General features: G+C 70.5%; 24 protein-coding genes, 1 tRNA gene and 2 pseudogenes. 21 read left to right on the top strand and 6 right to left on the bottom strand.

The features are described 5' to 3' along the window. Positions 1-84 precede the first annotated feature (84 nt). The 9 genes and pseudogenes from MKK75_RS18385 to selB all read left to right on the top strand — a co-directional run. Positions 85-576 (top strand): hypothetical protein, encoded by a 492-nt coding sequence (locus tag MKK75_RS18385; protein WP_244043969.1) that lies wholly within the window; start codon positions 85-87, stop codon positions 574-576. After that, complete coding sequence (locus tag MKK75_RS18380; protein WP_244043968.1) at positions 573-824, top strand: monovalent cation/H+ antiporter complex subunit F; 252 nt, start codon at positions 573-575, stop codon at positions 822-824. The genes MKK75_RS18385 and MKK75_RS18380 overlap by 4 nt, the downstream gene beginning before the upstream one ends. After that, on the top strand, positions 821-1,105 hold the full coding sequence (locus tag MKK75_RS18375) for a monovalent cation/H(+) antiporter subunit G (RefSeq protein WP_244043967.1): 285 nt from the start codon (positions 821-823) through the stop codon (positions 1,103-1,105). Before MKK75_RS18380 ends, MKK75_RS18375 begins: the two co-directional genes overlap by 4 nt. After that, positions 1,102-1,353, top strand: coding sequence for a Na(+)/H(+) antiporter subunit B (locus MKK75_RS18370; RefSeq protein ID WP_244043966.1), 252 nt, complete (start codon positions 1,102-1,104; stop codon positions 1,351-1,353). Before MKK75_RS18375 ends, MKK75_RS18370 begins: the two co-directional genes overlap by 4 nt. After that, a complete protein-coding gene (locus tag MKK75_RS18365; protein ID WP_244043965.1) occupies positions 1,350-2,126 on the top strand; it encodes an MnhB domain-containing protein in 777 nt (258 codons plus the stop codon). Before MKK75_RS18370 ends, MKK75_RS18365 begins: the two co-directional genes overlap by 4 nt. After that, the gene (locus MKK75_RS18360) at positions 2,123-2,530 is read left to right on the top strand and encodes a sodium:proton antiporter (protein WP_244043964.1); all 408 of its coding nucleotides are present in this window, start codon (positions 2,123-2,125) and stop codon (positions 2,528-2,530) included. The genes MKK75_RS18365 and MKK75_RS18360 overlap by 4 nt, the downstream gene beginning before the upstream one ends. Continuing rightward, a complete protein-coding gene (locus MKK75_RS18355; RefSeq protein ID WP_244043963.1) occupies positions 2,527-4,281 on the top strand; it encodes a complex I subunit 5 family protein in 1,755 nt (584 codons plus the stop codon). Before MKK75_RS18360 ends, MKK75_RS18355 begins: the two co-directional genes overlap by 4 nt. A gap of 188 nt (positions 4,282-4,469) precedes the next feature. Continuing rightward, positions 4,470-5,957: pseudogene (locus MKK75_RS18350) on the top strand (ABC transporter substrate-binding protein). Between the two features lie 57 nt (positions 5,958-6,014). Further along, positions 6,015-7,841, top strand: a pseudogene (gene selB, locus MKK75_RS18345) (selenocysteine-specific translation elongation factor); the annotation flags it as partial. Between the two features lie 85 nt (positions 7,842-7,926). Here selB and MKK75_RS18340 read toward each other — a convergent pair. The 3 genes from MKK75_RS18340 to MKK75_RS18330 all read right to left on the bottom strand — a co-directional run bounded on the left by MKK75_RS18340 (position 7,927) and on the right by MKK75_RS18330 (position 9,891). Beyond that, positions 7,927-8,002 (bottom strand) — tRNA-Thr (locus tag MKK75_RS18340). A 109-nt stretch (positions 8,003-8,111) separates the two neighbouring features. Next, a complete protein-coding gene (aroB, locus tag MKK75_RS18335; RefSeq protein ID WP_244043962.1) occupies positions 8,112-9,239 on the bottom strand; it encodes a 3-dehydroquinate synthase in 1,128 nt (375 codons plus the stop codon). A gap of 19 nt (positions 9,240-9,258) precedes the next feature. Next, positions 9,259-9,891, bottom strand: a complete 633-nt coding sequence (locus tag MKK75_RS18330) for a shikimate kinase (protein WP_409567589.1) — start codon at positions 9,889-9,891, stop codon at positions 9,259-9,261. Positions 9,892-10,127: 236 nt separating this feature from the next. Between MKK75_RS18330 and MKK75_RS18325 the strand changes: the two genes are divergently transcribed. From MKK75_RS18325 to MKK75_RS18315, 3 genes are all read left to right on the top strand, one after another. Then, the gene (locus MKK75_RS18325; protein WP_244043961.1) at positions 10,128-10,280 is read left to right on the top strand and encodes a histidine kinase; all 153 of its coding nucleotides are present in this window, start codon (positions 10,128-10,130) and stop codon (positions 10,278-10,280) included. 2 nt (positions 10,281-10,282) lie between these two features. Beyond that, positions 10,283-11,218, top strand: a complete 936-nt coding sequence (locus tag MKK75_RS18320) for a site-specific tyrosine recombinase XerD (protein ID WP_313901870.1) — start codon at positions 10,283-10,285, stop codon at positions 11,216-11,218. Positions 11,219-11,427: 209 nt separating this feature from the next. Continuing rightward, positions 11,428-11,946, top strand: a complete 519-nt coding sequence (locus tag MKK75_RS18315; protein WP_244043960.1) for a MarR family winged helix-turn-helix transcriptional regulator — start codon at positions 11,428-11,430, stop codon at positions 11,944-11,946. Positions 11,947-12,014: 68 nt separating this feature from the next. Here MKK75_RS18315 and MKK75_RS18310 read toward each other — a convergent pair whose 3' ends face one another. Then, the gene (locus MKK75_RS18310) at positions 12,015-12,380 is read right to left on the bottom strand and encodes a c-type cytochrome (protein WP_244043959.1); all 366 of its coding nucleotides are present in this window, start codon (positions 12,378-12,380) and stop codon (positions 12,015-12,017) included. 703 nt (positions 12,381-13,083) lie between these two features. Here MKK75_RS18310 and MKK75_RS18305 point away from each other — a divergent pair. From MKK75_RS18305 to xseA, 6 genes are all read left to right on the top strand, one after another. Next, a complete protein-coding gene (locus MKK75_RS18305; protein WP_244044007.1) occupies positions 13,084-13,347 on the top strand; it encodes a hypothetical protein in 264 nt (87 codons plus the stop codon). A gap of 86 nt (positions 13,348-13,433) precedes the next feature. After that, positions 13,434-13,691: a DUF6894 family protein gene (locus MKK75_RS18300; RefSeq protein ID WP_244043958.1), complete on the top strand. Its 258-nt coding sequence runs from the start codon at positions 13,434-13,436 to the stop codon at positions 13,689-13,691. A gap of 65 nt (positions 13,692-13,756) precedes the next feature. After that, positions 13,757-13,960, top strand: coding sequence for a ribosome modulation factor (locus tag MKK75_RS18295; protein ID WP_244043957.1), 204 nt, complete (start codon positions 13,757-13,759; stop codon positions 13,958-13,960). Further along, complete coding sequence (locus MKK75_RS18290) at positions 13,960-15,279, top strand: MFS transporter (RefSeq protein WP_244043956.1); 1,320 nt, start codon at positions 13,960-13,962, stop codon at positions 15,277-15,279. Before MKK75_RS18295 ends, MKK75_RS18290 begins: the two co-directional genes overlap by 1 nt. A gap of 175 nt (positions 15,280-15,454) precedes the next feature. Further along, on the top strand, positions 15,455-16,927 hold the full coding sequence (locus MKK75_RS18285) for an MDR family MFS transporter (protein WP_244043955.1): 1,473 nt from the start codon (positions 15,455-15,457) through the stop codon (positions 16,925-16,927). Positions 16,928-16,979: 52 nt separating this feature from the next. Next, a complete protein-coding gene (gene xseA / locus MKK75_RS18280) occupies positions 16,980-18,674 on the top strand; it encodes an exodeoxyribonuclease VII large subunit (protein WP_244043954.1) in 1,695 nt (564 codons plus the stop codon). Positions 18,675-18,814: 140 nt separating this feature from the next. Here xseA and MKK75_RS18275 read toward each other — a convergent pair whose 3' ends face one another. Beyond that, a complete protein-coding gene (locus MKK75_RS18275; RefSeq protein ID WP_244043953.1) occupies positions 18,815-19,570 on the bottom strand; it encodes a GNAT family N-acetyltransferase in 756 nt (251 codons plus the stop codon). Positions 19,571-19,693: 123 nt separating this feature from the next. Here MKK75_RS18275 and MKK75_RS18270 point away from each other — a divergent pair, with 123 nt between their 5' ends. Next, positions 19,694-21,118 (top strand): alpha/beta hydrolase, encoded by a 1,425-nt coding sequence (locus tag MKK75_RS18270; protein ID WP_244043952.1) that lies wholly within the window; start codon positions 19,694-19,696, stop codon positions 21,116-21,118. Beyond that, positions 21,115-22,674, top strand: coding sequence for a GMC family oxidoreductase (locus MKK75_RS18265; protein ID WP_244043951.1), 1,560 nt, complete (start codon positions 21,115-21,117; stop codon positions 22,672-22,674). The genes MKK75_RS18270 and MKK75_RS18265 overlap by 4 nt, the downstream gene beginning before the upstream one ends. A 157-nt stretch (positions 22,675-22,831) precedes the next feature. On the opposite strand, the gene MKK75_RS18260 is transcribed toward MKK75_RS18265, so the two are convergent. After that, positions 22,832-23,119, bottom strand: coding sequence for a hypothetical protein (locus tag MKK75_RS18260; protein WP_244043950.1), 288 nt, complete (start codon positions 23,117-23,119; stop codon positions 22,832-22,834). A 312-nt stretch (positions 23,120-23,431) separates the two neighbouring features. Between MKK75_RS18260 and MKK75_RS18255 the strand changes: the two genes are divergently transcribed. After that, entirely contained in the window at positions 23,432-25,648 is a 2,217-nt protein-coding gene (locus tag MKK75_RS18255) for a Hint domain-containing protein (protein WP_244043949.1), read from the top strand. Positions 25,649-25,659: the final 11 nt, after the last annotated feature.

Below are 25,659 nucleotides of genomic sequence, written 5' to 3'. Positions count from 1 at the left end.
GTTCCGGGAACGTCCCTGCGTCGAACCCGTTTGGGTGGTTCAGACATATGGCCACGCTTTCACGGCGTCTTCCGGTCAGGATCGATGCGGCTAGGACCGATCAGCGGGATCAAGGAGCGGTCGACGCGCGATGCCGTCGCGATCTGGGTGCTGCTCGCCCTCACCTACATGGTCTTCGCGGGCTCGCTGAGCGTGACCGAGGGCCTCGCCATGGTCGTCTGCGCGACCTTCGGAACGGTCTGGTGGTGGGCCGTGGGCCGGCGCGGCGGGATCCGCTTCCGGTTCGACCGTGCGGCGCTCCGGCCCCTCGGTCGGGCCGTCCTCGGCATGGCCCGGCAGACCTCGCGGGTCGGGCTCCGTCTGGCGCGGGCTGTGGTCGGGCGCGCGGAGGGCGGCGCCGTTCGGGAGCAGAGCGCGGCCGGCGTCGCCTGGGCGCGGCCGGACGGCGAGACGGCTTCGGCGACGCGGGCCGTCGGGCTGCTATCCGCTTCCCTCGCCCCGGACAGCTACGTGCTGACCGTCGATCGCGCGCACGGGACGGTGATGACGCACGCCCTCGAAGGCGAGGAGTCATGACCATCTGGACGGCCGCTATCCTGGCGCTGCTGCCGCCGCTGATCCTCGCGGGCGTCCTGGCGTGGCGCGGGCGGCCGGGCCAGCGCTTCGCCGCCTACCAGCTCGCCGGCAGCGTGACGGTGCTCATCCTGACACTGATGGCGTTCGCCACGGATCAAGCCTCGATCACCGACCTCGCCCTCACCCTGGTCCTGCTCAATCTGCCGGGCACGATGCTGCTCGCGGTCTTCCTGGAGCGCTGGATATGAGCGTCGCGATCGGGATCCTGCTCGGCCTCGTGGTGGCGGTGACGTGGCTCGCCGCGCTGGCCCTATGGCGGCTGCCCCGGGCGCTCGACCGGCTGCACGCGCTGGCCTTCCTCAACGTCGCGGCCTCCGGCCTCGTGACCGTGGCGGCCTTCCTGGCCGACGGGATCTCGGGGCGCTCGCTCAAGATCCTGGTGATGATGGTGGTGTTCTTAGGCTGGGCCGCGGTGCTGTCGCACGTGTCGGGCCGGGCCGTGCTGATGCGCGAGGGACGCTCGGCATGACCGTCATCCTCCCGCTGCTGTTCCTGTTCACGGCGACCTCCGGCACTGCCGTGGTGCTGGTGCGCGACCCCACCCGCCAGGTCTTCGCCATCGCGATCAATGGGCTCGTCCTGACGATCCTGTTCGATGCCCTCCAGGCCCCCGACGTCGCCCTGTCGGAGCTGGCGGTGGGCTCCGCCGCGGTGCCGCTTCTCTTCCTCGTGGCGCTGATGGCGGTGCGCACGCAAGCCCCCGGGGAGGACGCGTGAGCCCGCGCATCCGCGTCGCGCTGCTTGCCCTGTCGGCACTGATCCTCCTGCCCTGCGCCGCACAGGTGATCGCGGGGCTGCCGGCCTTCGGCTCCACCATCGCCCAGTACGGCGCGCGCATCAACGCGATCACCCCGGAGGCGCGGCACGTCGCCAACATGGTGAGCGCAATCAACTTCGACCTGCGCGGCCTCGACACTTTGGGCGAGGAGTTCATGCTGCTCGCCGCCATCACCGGCACGGTGGTGCTGCTGCGCGGACGCCGGGGGGAGGGCATGACGGGGCGCGCGATGCACCGCCCCGGCCGCGCCGTAATCCCGCGCTCGGAGGCGACGGTGCTGGCCTGCCGGATCGCCGGGCCGCTCACCGCCGTGTTCGGCCTCTACGTGGTGGTCCACGCCACCGTCACCCCCGGCGGCGGCTTCCAGGGCGGCGTGATCCTCGCCTCCGGGACGCTGCTGATCTACCTCGGCGAGGGCTATACTGGCTGGCGGGACGCCATCCGCAGCCACTGGCTCGACGTGCTGGAGGGCGGGGGCGCACTGCTCTTCGCCCTGTGCGGGCTGGTGCCGATGCTCACCGGCGCCGCCTTCATGCAGAACGTCCTGCCGCTCGGCACCTTCCGCGACCTGTTCTCCGGCGGCCTGATGCTGGTCGAGAACCTCGGCGTGGCGATGGCGGTGACGGGCGGGTTCACGCAGCTCTTCCTGGAATTCATGGAGGAGACCCGCGAGGCCGAGGAGCCCGACGAGCCCGGGGAGGAATCCGCGTGAGTGCGGTCACGAACGTCTTGCCCTATGCGGTCGCCGCGTGGCTCTTCGGCGTCGGCCTGTATGGCATCGCCACGAGCCGCAACTTCATCCACTTGGTCGGCTGCCTCGGGGTCTGCCAGTCGGCGACCTACGTGCTGCTGCTCGGCCTCGGCTACCGCTGGGGCAGCATCGCGCCGATCTTCTACGATCACCCGCCGGGCACGCCCGCGGTCGATCCCGTGATGCAGGCCCTGGTGCTTACCGACATCGTGGTGGGCGCGACGCTGACCGCGCTGCTCCTCGTCCTGACGGTCCAGGCCTATAAGCGCGGTGGCAGCCTGGACCCGGGAAAGCTCCGGCCGATGCGGGCGGGCGGCCAAACCGACCGGGACCGGTCCTCCGATCGTGGGCGACCAGCCGCGTGACGTTCGTTCCAGCCACCCTCCTCCCGCTCACGGTCGCCATTCCGATGGTGTTCTGCGCGGTTCTGCTGGCGACCGCCCACCTGCTGCCGAGCCGCGTCCCCGACATCCTGGCTCTGCTCGCGGCGCTCGCGGTCGCGATCCTCTCGGCGGTGATCGCCGTGCAGGCTGCCGACAAGCCCCTCGTCTACTGGTTCGGCGGCTGGGAGCCGCGCGACGGCGTCCACCTCGGGATCGGCTTCTCGGTCGATGCGGCGAGCGGCTGGATCGCGGCCTTCATCGGCCTGCTCTACGCCCTGACCTTCGTGTTCGCCTGGGGCTTCTTCGACCGCACCCACGGCCACTTCCACATCCTGATGCTGCTGTTCCTCGCCGCCATGGTCGGGTTCTGCTTCACCCGGGACATGTTCAACCTGTTCGTGTGGTTCGAGGTGATGAGCGTCGCGGCCTTCGCCCTCACCGCCTATCACCTCGCGGAATCGTCGCTCGCCGGGGCCATCAACTTCACGGTGGTCAACAGTCTCGCGGGCTTCCTGATGCTCGGCGGCATCGGGTTGATCTACGCGCAGACCGGGACGCTCGACTTCGACGGGATCGCGGCCGCCGTCGCCCAGGGCGGCCGGAGCCCCGTGGTGGCCGGGGCCTTCTGCCTCGTGGCGGCGGCGCTGATGATCAAGGGCGCGATCGTGCCGTTCCAGTTCTGGCTGGCCGACGCCCATGCGGTGGCGCCGAGCCCCGTCTCGGTGATCTTCTCCGGATCGATGGTCTCCCTCGGGCTGTTCGGCCTTGCCAAGGTGAGCGCCGTCGTGTTCGGCGGTTCCGATCAGGTCCAGGGCGCCCTGCCGGCGCTGCTGATCGGCCTCGGCAGCGTGACGGCGCTGCTGGGCGGCTGGATGGCGCTGCTGCAGCGTCATCTGAAGCGTATGCTCGCCTTCTCGACGATCTCGCATGCCGGGATCATGCTGACCGGCCTCGGCGCGCTCTCGGCGGGCGGTACCGGCGGGATGCTGGTCTACGTGGTCGGCCACGGGCTGGTGAAGGGCGCCCTGTTCATGATCGCCGGCATCCTGCTCGCCACCCAGGCGAGCATCGACGAGATCGCCCTGCGCGGCCTGGGGCGGAGGATCTGGCCGGCCGGAATCGCCATGGCGCTCGCCGGCTTCCTCCTCTGCGGCCTGCCGCTCGGCGCCCTCGACCAGGGCACGCGCCTCGTCCAGGGGGCGCTGTCGCAGCAGGGGCACGGCATTGCGCTCGCCGCCACCGCGATCGGTGCCGCGCTGACCGGGGCGGCGGTGCTGCGGGCGGCGGGCCGGATCTTCCTCGGGCTCGGGCCGGATCCCGGCGACGAGGCCGGGGCGCCGAGCGCGGACGAGCGCGAGAAGGCCAACCGGCCGCTCTGGCTGATGCTGGCGCCCTGCTGCATCCTGCTCGCCGTCGATATCGTGCTTCCGCCGGACCTGATCGCGCACGCCCTCCCCCGGGCCGTATCGGCCTTCACGCACCGGCCGGAAACCGGTCCCCTCGGGGAGGGGCCGGGCTGGCTGCCGTGGTTCTCCGTGGCGGCCGCTCTGGCGGGCGCCGGCTACGGGCTGTTCCGGAAGCGACTGCCGCCCGTCTTGGTCCGTCCGGTCCACGTGACCCAATCGGCGCCGACGCGCGCGCTGGAGATCCTGCACAGCGGACTGATCGGCGACTACGCGGCATGGCTCGCCGTCGGCGTGGCGGTCATCGCGGCGGTCCTGGCGATGGTGTGAACGGCCAAGTTGCTCCCGCCCAATCGGCCTCCGTGTCGATCCGTCGACACACTGTGATCACCCCCGCCCAATTGCCGAGGCGAGTTCGATTGAGGGCGATGCCATAGCGCACTAGCTTTCTCCACATCCGGCTCAACCGGAGCCGGACGGCGTCCGCACCTCAGCGGACGGCAGATCAAGGAGGAGACATGGACGCGCAAGCGACCGGGGATCCCGGAGGCGGCAAAGCCTGGGGGCCCCACAACACGGTGACGGTGGTCGATCCGTCGCCGGTCAACTGGCTGTCGATCACCTGGAACACGATGGAGGAGGCCAACCGCGTCGACCACGACGGGATCGGCCAGCCGAGCCTCGCGGAATCGTGGCAGTGGCTCGACGGCGAGACCCTCGAGCTCAAGATGCGGGACGCCGTCTATCAGGATGGCGAGCCGTTCGACGCCGCGATGTTCAAGCTAGGATTCGACAAGGTCCAGGAATGGACCAACCCGCACCCGCCGGGCGCGTTTCTGAACTTCGCCCGCGACGTCACCTGCGAGGCGGTGGATGAGCGCACCATCCGCATGCGCTTCCCGGGCGGCGATTCCGCGGCCTTGATGAAGCTGCGCGGCATGCACCTGCCGTCGACGCGCTTCTGGAACGAGTGGGGTTTTGTCGACCCGAAGACGGGATCGGCCGAAGGCCATTGGTGAGTCATCGACGCGCCCGGTCCGTGGGGGACCGGCCCGTTCGTGCTCACCGAGGGTGTCTCGCTGATCGACTCCCGCTCCGACCGTGTCGTGATGGAGCCCAACGCGACCTACTGGAACCCGGCCCGCAAGCCGACGGTCCGGATCGTCTACGACAACGTCATCGGCAAGGACGCGGGCATCGAGTCCGTGGCGTCCGGTGACGGCCGCGTGGACGTGGTGTTCGACCTGACGCCCGCGGAGGCGAAGGCCTTTCCGCAGAGCGACAAGGGCAAGATCCAGACGAAGAAGGCCAAGACGATCCTCACGGGCGTCTTCAACGAGAACAAGCCCGATTCGGTCTGGCGCGATCCAGCCGTGCGGCGGGCGCTCAACCTCGCGGTCGACCGCCACTTCGTGCTCGACCAGGGCGCGCACGGCTACGGCACGGTGATCCCCGCCTTCATCCAGCCCGGCCGCTACGGGGCCGATCCTGGCATGAGCCCGCTCCCGCATGATCCGGAGGCCGCCCGCGCGGTGCTGGAGAGGGCGGGTCTCGGCGGTCGGGAAGTCGTGATCGTCGCCTCGCCGAGCTGGCAGGGTGTGGTCGCGGCGATCGGTCAGTGCCTGTCGAGGATCGGCCTCTCGGCCCGCTTCGTCAGCGACCGCGGCGACCCGCCGGAGGACTTCGACATCAAGCTCGAATGGTACTTCGACTGGACGCCGCAATACCCGGTGGCCTGCGTGCACCGGGAGTTCTTCGGCAAGGACGCGACCCTGCGCCAGGGTCCGGAGGATCCGGAGTTCGACGCCCTCTACGACAAGCTCCTGCACACGCCCGAGCCGCAGACGGAAGCGGTCGTCCGTGAGGTGGAGCGGTACATCCAGGACAGGTCCAAGGCCCTGTTCCTGTATTCGCCGTTCACGCTGTTCGCGGTGTCCGACCGGGTGGCGTTCACGCCCTACGACACCTGTATGTCGGAATTGGCCGAGACCCGCATCAAGGGCTGAGGCCGCAACCGGCCGGCGCGGAGTGATCCGCGCCGGTCCCAGGGTAGCATCGACCGCATGATCGTCGCCACAGCGGGCCATATCGACCACGGCAAGACCGCGCTGGTGAAGGCGCTGACCGGGATCGACGCCGACCGGCTGCCGGAGGAGAAGGCCCGGGGCATCACCCTCGACCTCGGCTTCGCCTACGCGCCGGCGGGCGGCCTGCTCGAGGGGCCATTCGGTTTCGTCGACGTACCGGGTCACGAGCGGCTGGTGCGTACCATGGTGGCGGGCGTCACCGGCGTCGCCTGCGCGCTGCTCGCGGTAGCGGCCGACGATGGCGTCATGCCGCAGACCCGCGAGCATGTCGCGATTCTCGACCTCCTCGGACTCGCCCAGGGCATCGTGGCGATCACCAAGGCCGACCGGGCCGATCCCGCGCGCATCGCCGCCGTCACCGCGGAGATCGGTGCGTTGCTGGCCGGCACCGGACTCGCCGCTGCGCCGATTCTCCCCTGCTCGGCCCTGACGGGCGCCGGGATCCCCGACCTCGCTCGCCATCTCGAAGCCCTCGGCCGGGAAGTGGTGCCTCCGGCCCCGGCCCGCTTGTTCCGCCTCGCGGTCGATCGCCGGTTCACGGTTCCGGGGGCGGGCCTCGTGGTGACCGGCGCCGTGCATGCCGGCACGGTGCGGCCGGGCGACCGGCTGCTGGTCTCCCCCGGGGGGCAGGAGGCGCGGGTCCGCGCCATCCGCGTCCACGATGCCGCCGCCGACGTGGCGCGGGCCGGGGAACGCTGCGCCCTCAACCTCACAGGTCCGCGGATCACGACGGAGGCGGTCGGTCGGGGGGATTGGATCCTGGCGCCGGATCTCCATGGGGCCACGGACCGCCTCGACGTCGCGCTGCGTCTCCTGCCCGGCGAGGCGCGGCCTCTGCGGCACCGTACGCCGGTCCAGGTGCATCTCGGCGCCGCCACGGTGACGGGCCGGGTGCTGCTGGACGCGAACGGCGCGCTGCCGCCCGGCGCGTCCGCCCCCGCGATCCTCGCCCTGGATGCCGGGCTCGGCGCCCTGGCGGGCGACCGCTTCATCCTGCGCGACATCTCGGCGACGCGGACGCTCGGCGGCGGCCGGGTCGTCGACATCGACGGCCCCCGCCGCGGCGCCTGGGCTCCGGGACGCCGGGCCGTCCTCGACGCCCTCGACACGCCGGACGATCGTCGCGCGCTGGATCGTCTGCTGGCTGTCTCGGAGGCAGGCATCGATCTCCCGCGCTTCGCCCGCCTTCGTAGTCTCCCGACAGAGGATGTCGAAACCCTGGCAGCGGATCTCGGGGCGGTCATTGTCGTGGGGCGCCAAGCCTTCGCGGGGGCTCGCGTCGCGGCGCTGACCGGGCGGGTGCTGGCCGACCTCGACCGGGCGCATGCCGACGCGCCCGACAATCCCGGGCTGCTATCCGAGGAGATCGCGGCGCTGATCCCAGAGCGGGACCGCCCGGTCCTACCCGCCGTCTTGGACCGGCTCCATCAGGACGGCATGGTCGTGCGCAGCGGCCGCCTCTTCCATCGGCCCGGCCATGTCGCCCGTCTGTGCGCGGCCGACGCCGCGCTCTACGCCGCGATCCGCGCCGTGCTGGAGGCGGCCGGGCGCGACCAGCCGCGCCTCGCCCTCCTCGCCGAGCACCTCGGGCGCGATCCGGAGGCGTTGCGCCCGCTCCTCGACAAGGTCGGCCGCATCGGCTGGCTGCACCGGATCTCGAAGAGCTATTACGTCCCGCCTGCGATCCTTGCCGATCTCGCCGGAATCGCCCGGGCAGTGGCGGCGGAGCATCCAGAGGGTCTGCTCACGGTGGGGCGGTTCCGCGTGGCGGCCGGCATCCGGCGCAACCTGACGATGCCGCTGCTCGAATTCTTCGACGGGCAGGGCCTCACGCTCCGCATCGCGGAGGGGCGGCGTATCCGGGCGGAGTGGCGTGCGGTGGACGAAGTGGTGCCGCAAGAGGGATTCGAACCCCCGACCCCCTCATTACGAATGAGGTGCTCTACCAGCTGAGCTATTGCGGCCCGGGCCCCGATGAGGGCCATGCCCGGCGCAGATCGGCCGCGTCGGACGTGGCAGGCTCTTAGCGGTCCGACCCGTTTTAGGCAAGGCCGAAGCCGGGGCCGATCGGCGTCAGACGGACGCGTCGGACGCCAGTTCGTCGCGCAGGAAGGCCGCGACCGCGTCCCGATCCACGCCCGGCGCGATGAAGCTCTGGCCGATCCCTCGGGCGAGGATGAAGGTCAACGCGCCGTCGCGGACCTTCTTGTCCTGGGCCATCGCATCCACGATCGCCTCTGCGCCGCCGCATCCGCCCGGGACCGCCTGCAGGCGGGTCGGCAGGCCGGCAAGCGCCAGATGGTTGGCCACGCGGCCCGCCTCCTGGCCCGCGCACAGGCCGAGCCGCGCCGAGAAGCGGAACGCCAGCGCGAGGCCGATCGCCACGCCCTCCCCGTGGACCAGCCGTGCCGGGTTGTAGCCCGTCAGGCGTTCCAGGGCGTGGCCGAAGGTGTGGCCGAGGTTGAGGAGCGCCCGCTCGCCATCCTCCCGCTCGTCGCGAGTCACGACCGCCGCCTTGGCCCGGCAGCAGGACGCCACCGCCGCCTCGCGCTCCGGACCGCCGGAAAAGATCCCACGCCAGTGGGCCTCGCACCAGTCGAAGAATCCGGCATCGGCGATCAGCCCGTACTTGGCGACCTCGGCGTAGCCGGCGCGCATCTCGCGCTCGGACAGCGTGTCGAGGGCTGCGGTATCGGCCAGGACGAGGCGGGGCTGATGGAAGGCACCGATCAGGTTCTTGCCGAGCGGCGCGTTGATGCCGGTCTTGCCGCCGACCGAGGAATCGACCTGCGCGAGCAGGCTGGTCGGCACCTGCACGAAGCGCACACCGCGCCGCAGGGTCGCGGCCGCGAAGCCCGCGAGGTCCCCGACCACGCCGCCGCCGAGCGCCACGACGAGATCCCCGCGCTCGACCTTGAGGCCGAGCAGCCCGTCGCAGACCGCGGCGTAGCCCGCGTAGGATTTCGAGCCCTCGCCGGGCGCCACCGTCACCACGCCCGATTGCAGGCCGGCCCGTTCCAGGCTTGCCTTCAGGCGATCGGCATAGAGCGCCCCGACGGTCTCGTCCGTGACGATCGCGGCCCGGCGGCCGCCGAGCGCGGCCACCGCCGCGCCCGCCCCGTCGATCAGGCCGCGTCCGATCCGGATGTCGTAGGCACGGCCGCCGTCGAGGGGGACATGGACGGTCAGCGGTTCGGTCACGGACGGGCTCATTCGATGTCTACTGCGCGGCGACCGAGATGGGCCGCTCGCCGTTGAGATGGGCGTCCAGCGCCTCCAGCACGTCCTGCACGACCCGATCGTGCGAGACCTCCCGGGAGATCACCATCACGTCGGCGGCGGCGTAGACCGGATGGCGCAGCGCCATCAGGTCGCGCATCGTCGCCTCGGGGTCGTCGGTCTGGAGCAGCGGCCGGTTGCCGCGCTTGCGCACCCGCCGCATCAGGACGTCGAGATCCGCCTTCAGCCAGACCGAGATCGCGGATTCCGCGATGCGCTGGCGCGTGGCCTCGCGCAGGTAGGCGCCGCCGCCGGTGGCCAGCACCAGGGGGCCGGCCCGCAGCAGGCGCGAGATCACGCGCTCCTCGCCATCGCGAAAACTCGACTCGCCGTAGATCGCGAAGATGTCGGGGATCGTCAGGCCGGCCGCCGCCTCGATCTCGATGTCGGCGTCCTTGAAGATCAGCCCGAGACGGCTCGCCAGGCGCCGGCCCACGGTGCTCTTGCCGGCGCCCATCAGCCCCACGAGCACGATCGAGCGCAGGCCGAGCGCCCGGCGCAGCCGCGCCTCGATCGGTTCGCTACCTTCGGCCTCGCTCAACGAACCCTGCATCGCCCCGTGAACCGCATCCATCCGGCGCCCTCGACGATCGCGCCGCCGCGCCGGGCGCACGGCGCCGGGCGTTCTTCCATCCTGCGGCAGGCTCTTAGCGCGATTCAAGCGGCCAGCGAAACGCATCGCTGTGTCGTTGCGGGCCTTGTCAGCGCCTTGTTCGCGTGATCGAAACCGCGCACCCGCGTCGGTTGGGTGAAAGCCGCCGCCTGCTACCCTCCCCGACGCCCGTACCGTCCGCCCGAGGTTCGACCGACGTGCCGACCCTGTTCCGTTTCTTCGCCATCCTCGCGATCCTGGCGGGTCTCGTCTTCGCGGCGATGTTCGCGCTGGCGAATTTCGTCCAGCCGGTGCCGCGGGAGATGAGCGTGACCATCCCCGCCTCGAAGCTGCAGCCCGGCAGCCGTTGAGCGTGACGGCGGGCGACGACAGCTCTCGGGGGGCCGACACGGACGTCGCCGACTATCTCGACATGCTGGCCGCCGAACGCGGGGCCGGCGCCAATACCCTGGCCGCCTACCGGCGCGACCTCGACGATTACCGCGCCTATCTCGCCCGTGCCGGCCTCGCCCTCGATGATGTGGAGGCCGGGACGCTGCGCGCCTTCCTGGCCGATCTGGAGACGCGCGGTCTGAAGGCCTCCTCGGCGGCGCGGCGGCTGTCCTGCGTGCGCGGCTTCCACAAGTTCCTCTACGCCGAGGGCCTCGCCGAGGCCGATCCGAGCGTGGCGGTCTCGGGGCCGCGCCGGGGCCGGGTGCTGCCCAAGATCCTGTCGGTGGCGGAGGTCGACCGCCTGCTGGCCGTCGCGCAGGCGGCGGCCGGCGCCGAGCAGGCGCCGGGACCGGCCCGGCGGGCGCGTCGCATGATCTGCCTGCTCGAACTCCTCTACGCGACGGGCCTGCGCGTGTCGGAACTCGTCGCCCTTCCCCGGGCCGCGGGCGCCACCCGGGAACGATACCTGTTCGTCAAGGGCAAGGGCGGGCGCGAGCGCCTCGTGCCGCTGACCGAGGCGGCCCGGGCCGCCATGGCGGCGCATCTCGCCGCGGTTCCGGAGGAGAGCGCGTGGCTGTTCCCGGCCGAGAGCGAGAGTGGCCACCTGACGCGGCAGGCCTTCGCCCGCGACCTGAAGGCCGTGGCGCTGGAGGCCGGGTTGCGGCCGGACAGGGTGAGCCCCCACGTGCTGCGCCATGCCTTCGCCAGTCATCTGCTGCAGAACGGAGCCGATCTGCGCATCGTTCAGGTCTTGCTCGGCCACGCCGACATCTCGACCACGCAGATCTACACCCACGTGCTCGATGAGCGCCTGAAGGCGATGGTACGGGATCTGCACCCCTTGATGGACGGTTGAGGGTCTCTTGCAGGACGACCGGCCGCCACCGCCTACGAGGCGGTGGCGACGGCGCGTCGGGCGTTTTGGGCAGGCTGTGACGCCAAGCCGAAGCGCCGTGGTTTGTGCTCTGCCGTTCGCGACGATTGTTCTTGTATGCCGAACTGCCTAAATGTGACCGATCACCATACCGATACGCGAGTCCGCTTCTTCCAGAGAGAGATCATCCCATGCCAGGCCCGACTGCTCTGCAGAGCGGCGCTGCGCCGAATGAGGCGAACCACGCGGCCGCCGACCTACCGAAGCAGCAGGACGGGCAGCGTCTCGACAATCAATTGTGCTTCGCGGTTTATGCCGCAGCGCATGCGTTCGGGCGCGCGTACCGCAATCTGCTCGGCCGTTACGAACTGACCTACCCGCAATATCTCGTGCTGCTGGTGCTCTGGGAGCAGGACGGCCTCTCGGTCAAGGAGATCGGCAACCGCCTCTTCCTCGATTCCGGCACGCTGACGCCCCTGCTGAAGCGCCTGGAAGCGTCGGGACGCGTGCGGCGGGCCCGGGATCGGGTCGATGAGCGCCAGGTCAGCATCTTTCTCACGCCGGCGGGCGGGAAGCTGCGCGATGTCCTCGCCTGCGTCCCGGACGATGCCGGCGACCTGACCGGCCTGGATGTCGAGAGCCGGAAAACCCTGCTCCACGACCTCGTGACGCTGCGGATGGGCCTGCAGGCCGGCCTCATCGCGGAATAGGCTGCTTCGGGACGGGGCCGGAGGCAGCCCTTGGGCCACCCCCGGGATTTGCTTGCTCCGCGGGAAACTCAGGACTGCGTCTTGAGGTAGGCGATCACGTCGCTGACCTTCTTGTCGTCCGGGTAGCCCTGGAAGATCATCTTGGTGCCCGGCACCTTCGCCTTCGGGTTCTTCAGCCACTCGTGCAGGTTGGCCTCATCCCAGGTGATGCCGGAATTCTTCATCGCTGCCGAATAGTTGTAGCCCTCGTAGGTGCCGGCCTTGCGGCCGACGACGCCCTTCAGGTCCGGGCCGACGCCGTTCTTTTGGAAGTTGTGGCAAGCCTTGCAGGGGGCGAACGCCTTCTCGCCTGCGGCCGCGTCTCCGGCCTCCTGGGCCTGCGCCGAGAGCGGGATCAGGGCGGCAAGGACGGCGCCGAGAACGAGTGAACGCATGGATTTCCTCCTATTGGCCGCCGCGGCGGCAGCACTGTCGGCAGAATGCGCCTGCCTGGAATAGGTCTAATTGAATTTACAGCCAGGGCGCAACGGCCCAGCCTCGCGAGGCTCGCCGCCGCGTAAGCCACAACCCACCGTCAAGGTGTTGGCTCCCTGCGGCACTTGGAAGCCGGGCGCCGAGACGGCGGGTCGATCGCAGCGCAACGGCTCGGGGATGCCGGGCTTTCGGCGTCTGACAGCCCCGTGATCACCGGCGGCCTTGTCGCCTGCGCTGCGGGCCCTGTAGACTTTGCCGCGCTGTGCAGACCGATGAACGACCGCTCCCGGAAAGCCTGACGCGCCTGCTCGCCGCGATCCCATCCGCGCGCCCGTCGCCGGCGGAGCGCCCCCTGCCGCGAGACGATCGCGCCTCCGTGCATGCCGCCCTGGAATTCGCGCTCCTGCGCGGGTTCGTGTACGGCGTCTCGGGTCTGGTCTGGATCGTGGTGATGCTGTTCATCGCCCGCCATTTCGTGCGGTAGGATGGCCGGACGACCGCCGCGCAGATCTGCGGCACGGGCCTGTGGAAACCGACCGCCCGCTCGCACATCATGCCGATCCTCCAAGACTTCCTCGGTCAAATCCGGTATTGAACGGACACGCTGTGGCGATGACCGCTATTGGCCGGTGCCGCGCGCGCTTTGAGCGAGGGGACTGGAACATGTCGCTGACCGGGCGCTTCTGGTTTCGGAAATCCTGGACGGGCCGGCTCGTGCTGCTGGTCGAGGAAGAGCGCCCCCGGTGGTTCGGCCGCGGCGCCGGAAAGCCGCGCTGGCGCAACGCCCGATTGCTCGATTTCGCGGAGCCCGAATTGCGGCCGCTGATGACGATGGAGAAGCATCATCGCGCCGGCGCCGGGTCCGCCCAGGTGCGCACCCTCCGCCCGGTCCCGACGCCCTCGGAGGTGCGGTCGGCCAACGGCTGAGCCGCCCCGGGCGTGTGCCGGCTCGACTGGATCACCATCTGAGTGCGGTGTCCCCTCGGGGGCCGGTTCTCGGAGGTGACGCGATCATGCCGCGCTATTTCTTCCACACACAGATCGGCGACGACCTGATCGGCGACCCGACCGGAACGGAGCTTCGTGATCCGGACGAGGCCTGGGATAAGGCGCGTCAAACGATCCGTGATGCCCTGCGCGAAAGCCTGGATCGGGGTCACCTCATGACAGCCTGCCTGATCGTTGCCGATGCGGCGGGCGAGGTGGTGCTGGAATTCCCGTTCAGCGAAGCCGTCGCGACGCCGACACCCGACGATACGATGCTCCATTGAGTGCGGCGCGTCCCGGGACGCGCCCTACATCGCGGCGAACGCGAGCGATCAGGATCTGCGCCACGATGGACTCACCCCCGAACGACCTCGACGCCCAAGCGCTCGGCCATGCCGCGCCCGGAAAAGGCCTCGCCCGCGAGGCCTGCCCCTATGCCGAGGGCACGCAGGCCCGGGTGCTCTGGCTCGCCGGCTACGATGCTGCGGTGGCGGACGGTGCCGAGCCCGTCACCGGCGGCATCGCCCAGCACCCGGTCGACGGGGCGCGCTGATGGACGCCCGGACCGGAGCCCACGCCGGCGCAGCCGCGAATCCGGCCCTGAACCGCAAGGCGGTCGGCGCCGTCGTGCTGGGCAACGCCCTCGAGTTCTACGATTTCACGGTCTACGCCTTCTTCGCGAAGCCGATCGGCGCGGCGTTCTTCCCAGCCACCGACCCGACCCACAGCCTGCTTGCCTCGCTGGCGCTGTTCGGCATCGGCTACGTGATGCGGCCGATCGGCGGCGTCCTGATCGGCGCTTTCGCGGACCGGGCCGGGCGCAAGCCCGCGATGCTGATCACGATCGGGCTCATGGCGCTGGGCATGCTGATGCTGGCCGTCTGCCCGCCCTACGCGGCGATCGGCGGCTGGGCGCAGGTGATCGTCATCGCCGGGCGGCTCATCCAGGGGCTGGCGCTCGGCGGCGAGGTCGGCCCGTCCACCGCCTACCTGCTGGAGGCTGCGCCTCCGGACCGGCGTGGATTCGTCACAAGCTGGCAGATCGCCAGCCAGGGCTGCGCGGCCCTGTTCGCCGGGATCGTGGCCACAACCCTGGCGCTCGTCGTCGGCGATCAGGCGATGAATGCGTGGGGCTGGCGGCTGATGTTCCTGCTCGGCCTCGGCGTCGTGCCGATGGGTCTCATCATCCGAAGCCACCTGCCCGAGACGGCCGGCGCCGAGGAAGATCCGAATGCCGCGGGCTCCACCCTCGCCGTGGTGGGCCGGCTCCTGCGCGAGCATGGCCGGCTGCTGGGCCTGACCTTCCTGGTGATCTCCGCCTCGACCGTCTCGAACGCGGTCGGCACCAACATGCCGGTCTATGCCGGCGCCACGCTCGGCCTCAGCGAGACCGCCGCGACCGCGGTGCCGATCGCGCTGGGCCTCGCCTCGGTGGTCTTCCCGCTGCTCGGCGGCTGGGTGGCCGACCGGGTCGGGCGGCGCCCCGTGATGATCTGGCCGCGGGCGCTGATCCTGATCCTGGCGGTCCCGGCCTTCGCCTGGGTGGTGAAGGCGCCGAGCGCGGCAAGCGTCTACGCGGTGACCTTCCTGCTCTCGGCGCTGTCGTCGATCAACGCGGCCGCGGTGATCGTCGGCATCCCGGAGGCGCTGCCCCGGGCGGTGCGCAGCGCCGGCCTGTCGATCGTCTACGCGGTCGCCGTCTCGGTGTTCGGCGGCAGCACCAACTACGTGGTGAACTGGCTGATCGCCGAGACCGGCGACCGGCTCGCGCCCGCCTACTACCTCGCGGCCTTCAGCCTGGTCGGGACGGTGGCGGCCTTCCTGCTGCCGGAGACCCGCGGGCGCGACCTCGACGCGAACAGCGAAGCCTGAAGGTCGAAGCCCCTGTGCCGACCCATGCGGGCCAAGCAACGCTATGGGCGCACCATGCGTCCGAGGCGGGTCGAGCCTGCTGCCGATGTGCGCTCGCGCACGGACCTCGCGGTGGGGGTCTTCAGTCCGTTCCGCACCGCTATGTCGCGGCCTCCGCGCGGCCTAGATCGACTCCATGCCGAACCCCGATACGACGCGCCGCCCGCTGGTCCTCGCCGCGGTGATGGCGGCGATGTTCATGATCGCCATCGAGGCGACGATCGTCTCGACCGCGATGCCGCAGATCGCCGGGCAGCTCGGCGATCTTCACCTTTACGCCTGGGTGTTCGCGTCCTTCCTGCTGACGCAGACCGCCACCACGGTGGTGTTCGGCAAGCTGTCCGACCTCTACGGGCGGCGGCCGGTGCTTCTGTTCGGTATCGCGGTGTTCCTGCTCGGCTCGCTGCTCTGCGGCCTCGCGTGGTCGATGCCCTCGCTCGTCCTGTTCCGCCTCGTGCAGGGTATCGGCGCCGGGGCGATCCAGCCGGTGAGCCTGACGGTGGTCGGAGACCTCTATTCGGCCCGGGAGCGCGGCCGGGTCCAGGGCTATCTCGCCAGCGTCTGGGGCATCTCGTCGGTGGCCGGCCCGCTGGTCGGCGGCCTGATCATCGGCCATCTGAGCTGGCCCTGGATCTTCTGGATCAACCTGCCGATCGGCGTCGTCGCGGCCGGCTTGTTCTTCCGGTACCTGAACGAGGGCGTGGAGCGTCGCAGCCGGCGGATCGACGTGATCGGCGCGGCCCTGTTCACCGCGGCCATCGCGGCGCTGATGATCGCGCTGACGGAAGCCGGGGACTCGGCCGCGGCGGCGCTCTGGCCCGGCATGGCCTTCTTGATCGCCACGGTTCTGTTCGTGCTGCAGGAGCGCCGCGCGCCCGACCCGATGCTCGACATCCGCCTGTGGATGCAGCGCCCGATCGCCACCGCCAACACCGCGACGCTGCTGTCCGGCATGACGGTGATCGGGCTCACGGCCTTCCTGCCGATGTACGTCCAGGGCGTGCTGCAGCAATCGCCGCTGATCGCCGGTCTGACTCTGACCCTGATGGTGCTCGGCTGGCCGATCGGCGCCACTACGGCGGCGCGCACTTTCGTCCGCTTCGGGCTGCGCCCGATCCTGCTGGTCGGCGCGATCCTGCTGCCGCTCGGCGCCACCGCCTTCGTGGCCCTGGGGCCGTCGACCTCGCCCGCCGTGGCGGCCGTCGGCTCGATCGTGATGGGCCTCGGCATGGGCTTCCTGTCGACCGCCGCCATCGTGATCATCCAGGACAGCGTCGCCTGGGCCCAGCGCGGGGCGGCCACCGCCTCGAACATCTTTTCGCGCAATCTCGGCTCGACGCTGGGCGCCACCGCGCTCGGCGCCGTGCTGAACTATCGGCTGGCCCACCCGTCGAGCGGGCCCACGGTCAGTTCCGACGAGCTCCGGCGCCTGCTCGACGATCCGGCGAGCCTCGGCGCCGGCGGCGATGCGATCCGGGCCGGGCTTCAGCACGCGCTCCACGGCACCTTCTGGACGGTGTTCGCGGTGGCCCTGCTGACGCTGCTCCTGTCGCTGCTCGTGCCGCGCGTGGCGATTTCGGAGGGGCCGCGCGAACTCGCGGTAGAATAGGATGCTGCGGTAGCTGCTTCCGCGGAACGACCTCATGCTTTAGCCTCCGGCCATGCCCCTCGTTCCGCCCCCGCGCCCCGCCGCCCCGCCAGCGGCGGACATCCCGCCGACCAGCGTGCTGACCGCCAACCAGCCGGAATGGACGGTGGGCGACCTTGCGGGCGCGCTGAAGCGCACCCTGGAGGACGCGTTCGGCCATGTGCGTCTGCGCGGCGAGATCTCGGGCTATCGCGGCCAGCACGGCTCGGGCCACGCCTACTTCTCCCTGAAGGACGGGCAGGCACGCATCGACGCGGTGGTCTGGAAGGGCGTGTTCGGGCGCCTGCGCCAGCGGCCCCAGGAGGGGCTGGAGGTGATCGCCACCGGCCGCATCACCACCTTCGCGGGCAAGTCCTCGTACCAGATCGTGGTCGAGAGCCTGGAGCCGGCGGGCCTCGGCGCCTGGATGGCTCTGCTCGACGAGCGCAAGAAGCAACTGGCCGCCGAGGGGCTGTTCGCCCCCGAGCACAAGCGGTCGATCCCCTACCTGCCGCGGGTCGTCGGCGTCGTCACCTCGCCCACCGGGGCGGTGATCCGCGACATCCTGCACCGGCTGGAGGATCGGTTCCCGCGTCCCGTTCTGGTCTGGCCGGTGCGGGTTCAGGGGGATGGCGCGGCGGAGGAAGTCGCCGCCGCGATCCGCGGCTTCAACGCCCTGAGGCCCGGTGGCCCGATCCCGCGGCCGGACGTGCTGATCGTCGCCCGCGGCGGCGGCTCGATCGAAGATCTCTGGGCGTTCAACGAGGAATGCGTGGTCCGGGCCGCCTTCGAGAGCGCGATCCCGCTGATCTCGGCGGTGGGGCACGAGACCGATACCACTTTGATCGACTACGTCTCCGACCGCCGCGCCCCGACCCCCACGGGCGCCGCCGAGATGGCGGTGCCGGTCCGCGCCGACCTGATCGCCACCGTGGCGGATCTCTCGGCCCGGACGATCGGCGCGGTCGGGCGGCGGATCGAGCGCGACCGGGCGGATCTGCGGGCGCTGGGACGGGCGATGCCCGGCGCCGATGCCCTGCTGGCGGCCAAGCGCCAGCGGCTCGACCTCGCCGAGGCCCGCCTCGCCCCGGCGCTCGCCGCAGGCGCCAGCCGCCACCGGGCGCGGCTGCAACTGCTCCTCGACCGGATGGCGCGGCGCTCGCCCGACGTGGCGCTGGCCAATGCCCGCGCGCGGCTGGGGCGGATCGATCACCGGCCGCTCCACGCCCTGCGCAACGACGTGCAGCGCAAGGGTGAGGCCCTGGTCCAGCTCGGGCGCCGCCTCGTCGTCGCCCGCGAGGCGAGCCTGGAGCGGGCCCGGGCCCTGCAGGCGCGCCGAACCGACCGGCTGCTCGCCCTGTCCGACCGCCTGGCCCAGGCCGGCGCCCGCGGGATCGAGCGGCGGTACGACCGCCTCGCCGGATTGGCCGGGCTGCTGGGCTCGCTCAGCTACCACGCCGTTCTCGAACGCGGCTACGTGCTGGTGCGCGACGCCGCCGGCCTGCCGGTGCGCCGCGCCTCCGAGGCCGCCGCCGCTGCCCGCCTCAGCCTGCAATTCTCCGATGGGACCGTCGCGGCTGTGCCGGAGGGAGGGCTCGATCCTTCCCCGACCACCAGAACCGGGCGCCAGGGTGGCCTGCGGCCGTCCTCGGCTTCCGGCCGCCCGGCGGAGCGGCGCAGCGCCAAGCCGGCCGCACCGGCGGGGCAGCGCTCCCTGTTCGATGCCTGAACGCCTTTCCGCTCGAAGCCGTCGGTCGTTGCGATGGTCTTTGCCGGGACGAGCGACGGACGTGACCCGGGGCCGCGCGAGCGCGGACGGTATGGCGCGTCACTGGATTGCTTCGCGGCGCTCTTAAAGACGGCGGCTCTTCACTCGGGCTCCGGCCCGACGCGGTAATGATAGCGGTACAATTCGCGCTCGAACCCGAGCCCGCGATAGAGCGCACGGGCCGGCGTATTCTCCGCGACGACCTGCAGGCAGGCGGCCTGCGCGCCCTGTGACCGGCTCCACCGCAGCAGCGCCTCCACGGCGCGCCGGGCATGGCCGCGCCCGCGCAAGGGCTCGGGTGTCGCCACCGACTCGATCACCAGCAACCCGCGGTCGAGGACGCCGAACGCGATGGCGCCGATGCCGCCCTCCGCCGTCGCGCTCGAAAAAGCCCGCGGCAGCATCAGGGCGGCGACCGTATCGCGAAAAACCCGGGCGGCCGCCGCGTCGGCGCGGTTCACGGCGTCGCGGAGCGCCAGCCAGTCCGCGCCGGGCGCCGTCGCGACGGTGACGGACGGATCGGGCTCCGCCGACACGCCGTCGAGGGGGTGGAACAGGGTGCAGGTCTCGTCGGCGACCGCAAAGTCGGCTGACGCGAGCGACCGCTCCATCTGCGGTGCAATGGCCGGGATCCGGAAGATCGGGCGCTGGCCGAGGCTCCGGTAGAGCGTGCGGGCCGCCGCGATGGCGGGCTCGGGGTCGCCGCTCCGCCGCATCGGATTGACCGAGTTCTGCCGCTTCGACCGCCCGCCCGCGGCGCGCAGCAGATAGCCCTCCACCAGGATCTGGCGCGGGCTCGGCCAGGCGTTGAGGCAGGCCTCCTCCACCCGCCAAGCGAGGTCGAGATCCCCAATCATGGCATCCTCCTGGGGCGGTGATCGCACGCCGCGGGAATGCCGCCAACGCCTGCCCGGCCAAGAGTGCGGCCGTGCGGCGTCGCGTACGCTTGAAGCCTTCCCGGCCCGCGCGATGTCTCCGCAATGTCCGAACCCGAACTTCTGTTCTGCCTGCACTTTCTCGGCGGAAGTGCCCGTAGCTGGGCGCCGCTTGCCGCGGCGCTCGACGGCGCGTTGACCTGCGTGCCCATAGATTTGCCGGGCTTCGGGGAAGAAGCCGGCGGAACCCGATTCTCGCTCGACGCGATGGCCGATCATGTGGCGGAGGCGATTCGCGCCCGCGCGCCCGCCGCCTTCGCGATCGCCGGTCACAGCATGGGCGCCAAGGTGGCGCTCGCCCTGGCGCGCCGCGCCGAGGACGGCGATCCGGGTCTCGCAGGACTGACGCATCTCGTCCTGATTTCCGGTTCGCCGCCGAGCCCCGAACCGATCCCCGAGGCGCGTCGGGCCAAGATGCTCGCCTGGATCGACGCGGATCCCGAGACGCGCCGGCGGGAAGCCCTGAACTTCATCCGTGCCAATGTCGGGGCGGATCTCGACCCCGGCACGGAGGCCGCGGCGGTAGCCGACGTGTTGCGGGCGTCTCCCGCGGCCTGGAAAGCGTGGCTCGAATCCGGCGCCCGAGAGGATTGGTGCCGCCGCGTCAGCGTCCTGCGCACGCCGGCCCTGGTCCTTGCGGGCTCGAAAGACGCCGATCTCGGTCCCGACGCTCAGCAGGCGCTGATGGCGCCTCACCTCGCGCGGCATCGCCGCGTGACCGTCGACGGCGTCGGCCATCTCCTGCCGCTGGAGCGCCCGGACCTGCTGGCCGGATTGCTGCGCGAGTACGTCGCCGATCGGCAGACGAACCCTGATCCCAGCCGACCCGCGGTTCCGCCCGCTTACGCGGCCCTGATCGCCTCCGAGCGGGTCAACGGCCGTCTGCGCGAAGCCCTCGACGCGCGCGCCGAGCCGGACGATCCCGCCTACCGGCCGGAGGCCCTCGATCCGGTGGAACTCGCGATCCTCCGTGCCGTCCTCGCCCGGGTGCTGCCCGTGCCCGGTCTCGATCCCGCCGCCCGGATTGATCGCCGCCTCTCCGCCGGACAGGGCGATGGCTGGCGCTTCTCGGCCCTGCCGGCTGACCCGGACGCCTACCGCGCCGCCCTGCGCACCCTCGACGCCGCGGCCCGCGCGGCGCGAGAACGCCCATTCGGGCCGCTCGATGCCGACAACCAGGATGCGTTGCTGACCCTTTGCCAGCGCGGTGACCTTAAGGTCCATGATGCCCTCGGCGGCCGGCTCGACGCTGACGGGATGCGCTTCTGGTTCGAGGATCTGCGCGCCGACGCGGCCCGGCTCTGGCTTGGCCATCCCGCGGCCCTGGCGCGGCTCGGCTTCTCGGGGATCGGGGCCGGCGGCGACCGCCCGGGTGAGATCGCCAGGGACCTGCCCGGCTTCCACGCGGTCGGGCTCGACACGCCGGAGCCCTGGGAACCACGTCCGTCGCACGGGGAGCTGGCACGATGAACCTCGCGGGGATGCGCACTTACCGCGAGGACGAGGTCGTCGACGCGGTGATCGTCGGCACTGGGGCGGGCGGCGCGCCGCTCCTCGCCCGTCTCGCCGCGGCGGGCCTGAAGGTCGTGGCTCTGGAGGCGGGACCGAACTTCCCGCCGGAGCGCTTCGCCTTCGACGAGACCCTCGCCTACGAGATCTACTGGACCGAGGAGCGCCTCAGCGGCGGCTCGACGCCGGAAGCCTTCGGCGGCAACAACAGTGGAACCGGCGTCGGCGGCTCGACGCTGCACTGGGGCGCCTTCGTGCCCCGGGCCGATGCCCGCGACCTGCGGCTCCAGACGGAGACCGGCGCGGGCGTCGACTGGCCCCTCACCTACGCGGATCTGCGGCCGTTCTACGAGCGCGTCGAGCGCTTCCTCGGCGTCTCGGGGGCGCAGAGCTATCCCTGGGATGCGGATCGGCGGTATCCCCTGCCTCCGGTTCCGCGCAACGGCCCCGCGCAGATCATGGCGCGGGCCTGCGACGCCCGCGGCATCCGCTGGGCCGACGCCCCCGCCGCGGTCGTCTCGCAGGATTTTCAGTCCGAGGCGGGGCCCTTGCGCGGCGCCTGCATCAATTGCGGCTACTGCCACCAGGGCTGCCGCAATGGCGCCAAGGCCAGCATGGACGTCACCTACCTGCCGCTCGCCCTGGCCCGCGGCGCGGAGATCCGGGCCGAAGCCTTCGTGCACGGGCTGGAGCGCAGCAGCGCCGGGCGGATCACCGCTGTGGTCTACCGGCAGGACGGCCAGGACCGGCGCCAGCGCTGCGCGAATGTCTTCCTCTGCGCCGGTGCGGTCGAGACGCCGCGGCTGCTTCTGCATTGCGGCTTGGCCAATTCTAGCGATCAGGTCGGCCGGAACTACATGGGCCACGTGGCGACGCAGGTTTGGGGCACCTTCCCGCACGAGGTGCGGATGAACCGCGGTTATCCGTCCTCGCTGATCACCGAGGACTTCATCCGCGCGGGCGCCGATTTCGCCGGCGGCTACCTGATCCAGAGCCTCGGCGTGGTGCCGGTGACCTTCGGGAATGCGGTGGCCCGCGGGCGCGGCCTGTGGGGCAAGCCGCTCCTCGACTATCTCGACCGCTACAATACCCTCGCGGGCATCGGCATCAACGGCGAGACCCTGCCCTGCGACGCCAACGTGCTCACGCTCGCGGACGAGACCGACGCGCGCGGGATGCGCAAGGCCCGGATCGACTTCGGCTACGGCACGAACGAGACTCGGCTCAACGCCCACGCCACGCAGGTGATGCGCGGGCTCTGGGAAGAGGCCGGCGCCGAGGATATCTGGGTGCTGGAGCGCGTGGCCCACACGCTGGGCACCTGCCGGATGGGACGCGACGGGTCGAGCGCCGTGGTGGACCCGGTGGGCCGCAGCTTCAACATCGACAACCTGTGGATCTGCGACGGCTCCACCTTCCCGAGTTCGCTCGCGGCAAATCCGGCGCTGACCATCATGGCGCTGAGTCTGCGGAGCGCGGAGGCGTTCCTGGAGGCCGGTCCGGCCGGGCGGGCTTGACGACCCTGGCGCTTGGAAACCCGTCTCGGCGTCGCGTCGCCGCCGGCTCCGCCCGGTGACGCGGACGCCGCGAGAGGCAGCCTACCGGACGGCTTGCCGCGACCGGAGCTGAGCCAAGGCGGATTGTCCGGTCGGGCGCCTATGAGAAATTGGCGTCTCAAGCTGAACCGCCGCGTTGGGCGCTGACCCCCGGTATCGTCGCCAGCAGCGCGCTCAGCGTGTTCACCAGCTCCACCGCGGCCGTGGGCGTCAGGACGAGACGCCCGGTCACATGTGCGCTCGGGGGCTGGCTCGGCGGCACCCCGGTCGTCTCCGGCAGCGCGCGCTGCGCCGCCAGCGTCACGAACAGCGCGCCCTCGAAGACCGTGCCTGTCACCGTGGTCGTGGCCACGATCTCACGCACGGCCGGATCATCCACGATCCGGGCTCGGGGTCTCATAGCCATGTCGCAGGTGCTCCGTCCGTCAAAGCGTCGTCAGGAAAGTTATGAGCGTCGCGCTCCGCAGCGTCCTATAATTGCTTTTAAGTCAAAATTCAAGGTCCGGCAGATTACTTTCGGTTGTGTCGGGCATGTGTCGCAGACGTGCAACGCATTTTTTTGATGTGACCGCGTCATGATCTTTGGCGTCAATCCGATTGACTGGGTTTTTCGGATCGATATCTTGATGCCTCGGGTCTGCCGGGATCGTCGATCCGGGCGGAGGTTCAAGGTTACCCCGTTCAGCAGAATTGAGGGTGGCCGATTCGAGATGGCGACATGACAACCGTCGACACCCTGTTTTCTTTCGCCGCCAACACCCGGAGCGGAAACGCTACTGGCGCGTATCCGCTTCCCGGCATGATCGCCGACGCAGCGGGCAACCTCTACGGTACGACACAACAGGGCGGGGCGAACGAGACCGGGGCGGTCTACGAGCTGGTGAAGGGCGCCAACGGCTACACGCAGCGAACCCTATTCTCGTTCGATGCCAACACCAGCACCGGCAACGCCACTGGCATCACACCCTTTGCCGGCCTCACGGCGGACGCCCAGGGCAACCTCTACGGTACGACGATCCAGGGTGGCGCGAACAATGGCGGGACGGCCTTCGAACTGGTCAAGGGTCCCAACGGCTACACGCAGCAGACCCTGTACTCCTTCGCCGCGGACCCCAACGCGAACGCCACCTTCATCTCTGCACGGTCAGGCTTGACTGCCGACGCCCAGGGCAATCTTTACGGCACGACGTTCAGTGGTGGAGCCAACGGCAACGGGGCGGTTTACGAACTGACGAAAGGCGCCAACGGCTACAGCCAGCAGACCCTATTTTCCTTCGAATCCGGCGCCTACAGCGGCAACACGACCGGCTCCGGTCCCAAAGGCAATCTGATCGCGGACGCCCAGGGCAACCTCTACGGCACGACACAGCTCGGGGGTAGAAGCGGCTACGGGGCTGCGTATGAACTGGTCAAAGGGCCCAATGGCTACAGCCAGAAGACCCTGTTCTCTTTCGACAATCCCAACTCTAGCACCGCCGGTGCCACACCCGACTCCGGTCTGATCGCCGACGCCCACGGCAACCTCTACGGGACGACAAGCAAGGGGGGCACAAACGGTTCGGGGACGATTTATGAACTCGTCAACGATTCTCATAGCTACAGCCATAAGATCCTGTATTCCTTTGACTCGAGCGGACACAACAACGGGGGCTTTTATGCTCCAGGCCAACTCAATATCGACAGCCAAGGCAACCTCTACGGCACGACGCACTCTGGTGGTGCGAACGGCAGCGGGACGGTGTACGAACTCATCAACGGGTCGAACGGCTACAGCAAGCAGACCCTTTTCTCCTTCGATCCCGTCACCTCCCAGGGCAATGCTAGTGGCAGCCACCCCAATACTGACTTAACTGCGGATGGCCACGGACATTTCTACGGTACGACGCAAAAGGGTGGCCCGAACGACACCGGCGTGGTGTTCCGGGTATCAGACATCAGTGCCGCTGCTCCGGCTCGGCCCACGAACCCAGTCACCACGAACTCAGTCACCACGAACCCGACCCCCCCGGCCAACAACGCCCCGTGCTACTGCACCGGCACGCGCATCCTGACCGACCGCGGACTGGTTGCGGTCGAGGATCTGGCCATCGGCGACAGGGTCGTCACCGCCTCCGGCGCGAATCGCCAGATCCGCTGGATCGGCACCCGCAGCTACGGAGGCCGTTTCGCCAACACCAACCCCGCCGTCCTGCCCGTCTGCATCAAGGCCGGCGCGCTGGTCGACGCGGTGCCCGTCCGCGACCTGTGGGTCTCCCCGGATCATGCCCTCTTTCTCGACGGCGTGCTCGTGCCAGCCGAATGCCTGGTCAACGGCACCAGCATCGTGAAGGCCGAGCGCGTCGAGGCCGTCACCTATTGGCACGTCGAACTCGACAGCCACGACGTGCTGCTCGCCGAGGACGCGCCGGCCGAGAGCTTCGTCGACGATGGCGGCCGGGCGATCTTCCACAACGCCGCCGAGCATCGCGCTCTGTACCCGCACGCGACGGCCTGGACGGGCAAGGCGGCCTATTGCGCCCCGCGGGTGACGGACGGCTTCGCCTTGGAGGCGATCCGGCGGCGGCTGGCGTTGCGCGCTGGGCTGCCGGTGGCGCCGGCGCGGGTATTCGGGCCGCTGCGCGGACAGCTCGACCTGTGCGAGGTCGGCGCGGAGGGCACCCTGCGCGTGGCGGGCTGGGCCTGGGATCTGGCGCATCCGGATGGGCCGGTGTGCCTTGACGTGGTGGTGGACGGCGCGGTTGCCGGGCTGGCCTATGCCGAGGCGTACCGCGTGGACCTCGCTGCGTCCGGCATCGGCGACGGTCGCCACGGCTTCGACGTGACGCTGACGCTCCAGGGGATTTCAGAAGAGGCCTTGGTGGTGGTCCGCCGCTCGGCCGACGGGGCGACGCTCGGCACCGCGCGGCCGGCCGCGCCGATCGGACTCGCGGCCTGATCCGACGGGTC

The organism is Methylobacterium sp. J-030, from assembly GCF_022829545.1.
Classification (GTDB): domain Bacteria; phylum Pseudomonadota; class Alphaproteobacteria; order Rhizobiales; family Beijerinckiaceae; genus Methylobacterium.
This window is presented reverse-complemented; position numbering and strand designations above follow the sequence as displayed.

What these genes read in the sequence shown, in the direction of transcription:
- MKK75_RS18310 (WP_244043959.1), bottom strand. Translation starts at nt 12,380, where the DNA reads ATGCGTTCACTCGTTCTCGGCGCCGTCCTTGCCGCCCTGATCCCGCTC.
- MKK75_RS18315 (WP_244043960.1), top strand. Translation starts at nt 11,428, where the DNA reads ATGCCAGGCCCGACTGCTCTGCAGAGCGGCGCTGCGCCGAATGAGGCG.
- MKK75_RS18275 (WP_244043953.1), bottom strand. Translation starts at nt 19,570, where the DNA reads ATGATTGGGGATCTCGACCTCGCTTGGCGGGTGGAGGAGGCCTGCCTC.
- MKK75_RS18295 (WP_244043957.1), top strand. Translation starts at nt 13,757, where the DNA reads ATGGACTCACCCCCGAACGACCTCGACGCCCAAGCGCTCGGCCATGCC.
- MKK75_RS18270 (WP_244043952.1), top strand. Translation starts at nt 19,694, where the DNA reads ATGTCCGAACCCGAACTTCTGTTCTGCCTGCACTTTCTCGGCGGAAGT.
- MKK75_RS18370 (WP_244043966.1), top strand. Translation starts at nt 1,102, where the DNA reads ATGACCGTCATCCTCCCGCTGCTGTTCCTGTTCACGGCGACCTCCGGC.
- MKK75_RS18255 (WP_244043949.1), top strand. Translation starts at nt 23,432, where the DNA reads ATGACAACCGTCGACACCCTGTTTTCTTTCGCCGCCAACACCCGGAGC.
- MKK75_RS18385 (WP_244043969.1), top strand. Translation starts at nt 85, where the DNA reads ATGCGGCTAGGACCGATCAGCGGGATCAAGGAGCGGTCGACGCGCGAT.
- MKK75_RS18305 (WP_244044007.1), top strand. Translation starts at nt 13,084, where the DNA reads ATGTCGCTGACCGGGCGCTTCTGGTTTCGGAAATCCTGGACGGGCCGG.
- MKK75_RS18380 (WP_244043968.1), top strand. Translation starts at nt 573, where the DNA reads ATGACCATCTGGACGGCCGCTATCCTGGCGCTGCTGCCGCCGCTGATC.
- MKK75_RS18265 (WP_244043951.1), top strand. Translation starts at nt 21,115, where the DNA reads ATGAACCTCGCGGGGATGCGCACTTACCGCGAGGACGAGGTCGTCGAC.
- xseA (WP_244043954.1), top strand. Translation starts at nt 16,980, where the DNA reads ATGCCCCTCGTTCCGCCCCCGCGCCCCGCCGCCCCGCCAGCGGCGGAC.
- MKK75_RS18330 (WP_409567589.1), bottom strand. Translation starts at nt 9,891, where the DNA reads ATGGATGCGGTTCACGGGGCGATGCAGGGTTCGTTGAGCGAGGCCGAA.
- MKK75_RS18285 (WP_244043955.1), top strand. Translation starts at nt 15,455, where the DNA reads ATGCCGAACCCCGATACGACGCGCCGCCCGCTGGTCCTCGCCGCGGTG.
- MKK75_RS18260 (WP_244043950.1), bottom strand. Translation starts at nt 23,119, where the DNA reads ATGGCTATGAGACCCCGAGCCCGGATCGTGGATGATCCGGCCGTGCGT.
- MKK75_RS18375 (WP_244043967.1), top strand. Translation starts at nt 821, where the DNA reads ATGAGCGTCGCGATCGGGATCCTGCTCGGCCTCGTGGTGGCGGTGACG.
- MKK75_RS18300 (WP_244043958.1), top strand. Translation starts at nt 13,434, where the DNA reads ATGCCGCGCTATTTCTTCCACACACAGATCGGCGACGACCTGATCGGC.
- MKK75_RS18290 (WP_244043956.1), top strand. Translation starts at nt 13,960, where the DNA reads ATGGACGCCCGGACCGGAGCCCACGCCGGCGCAGCCGCGAATCCGGCC.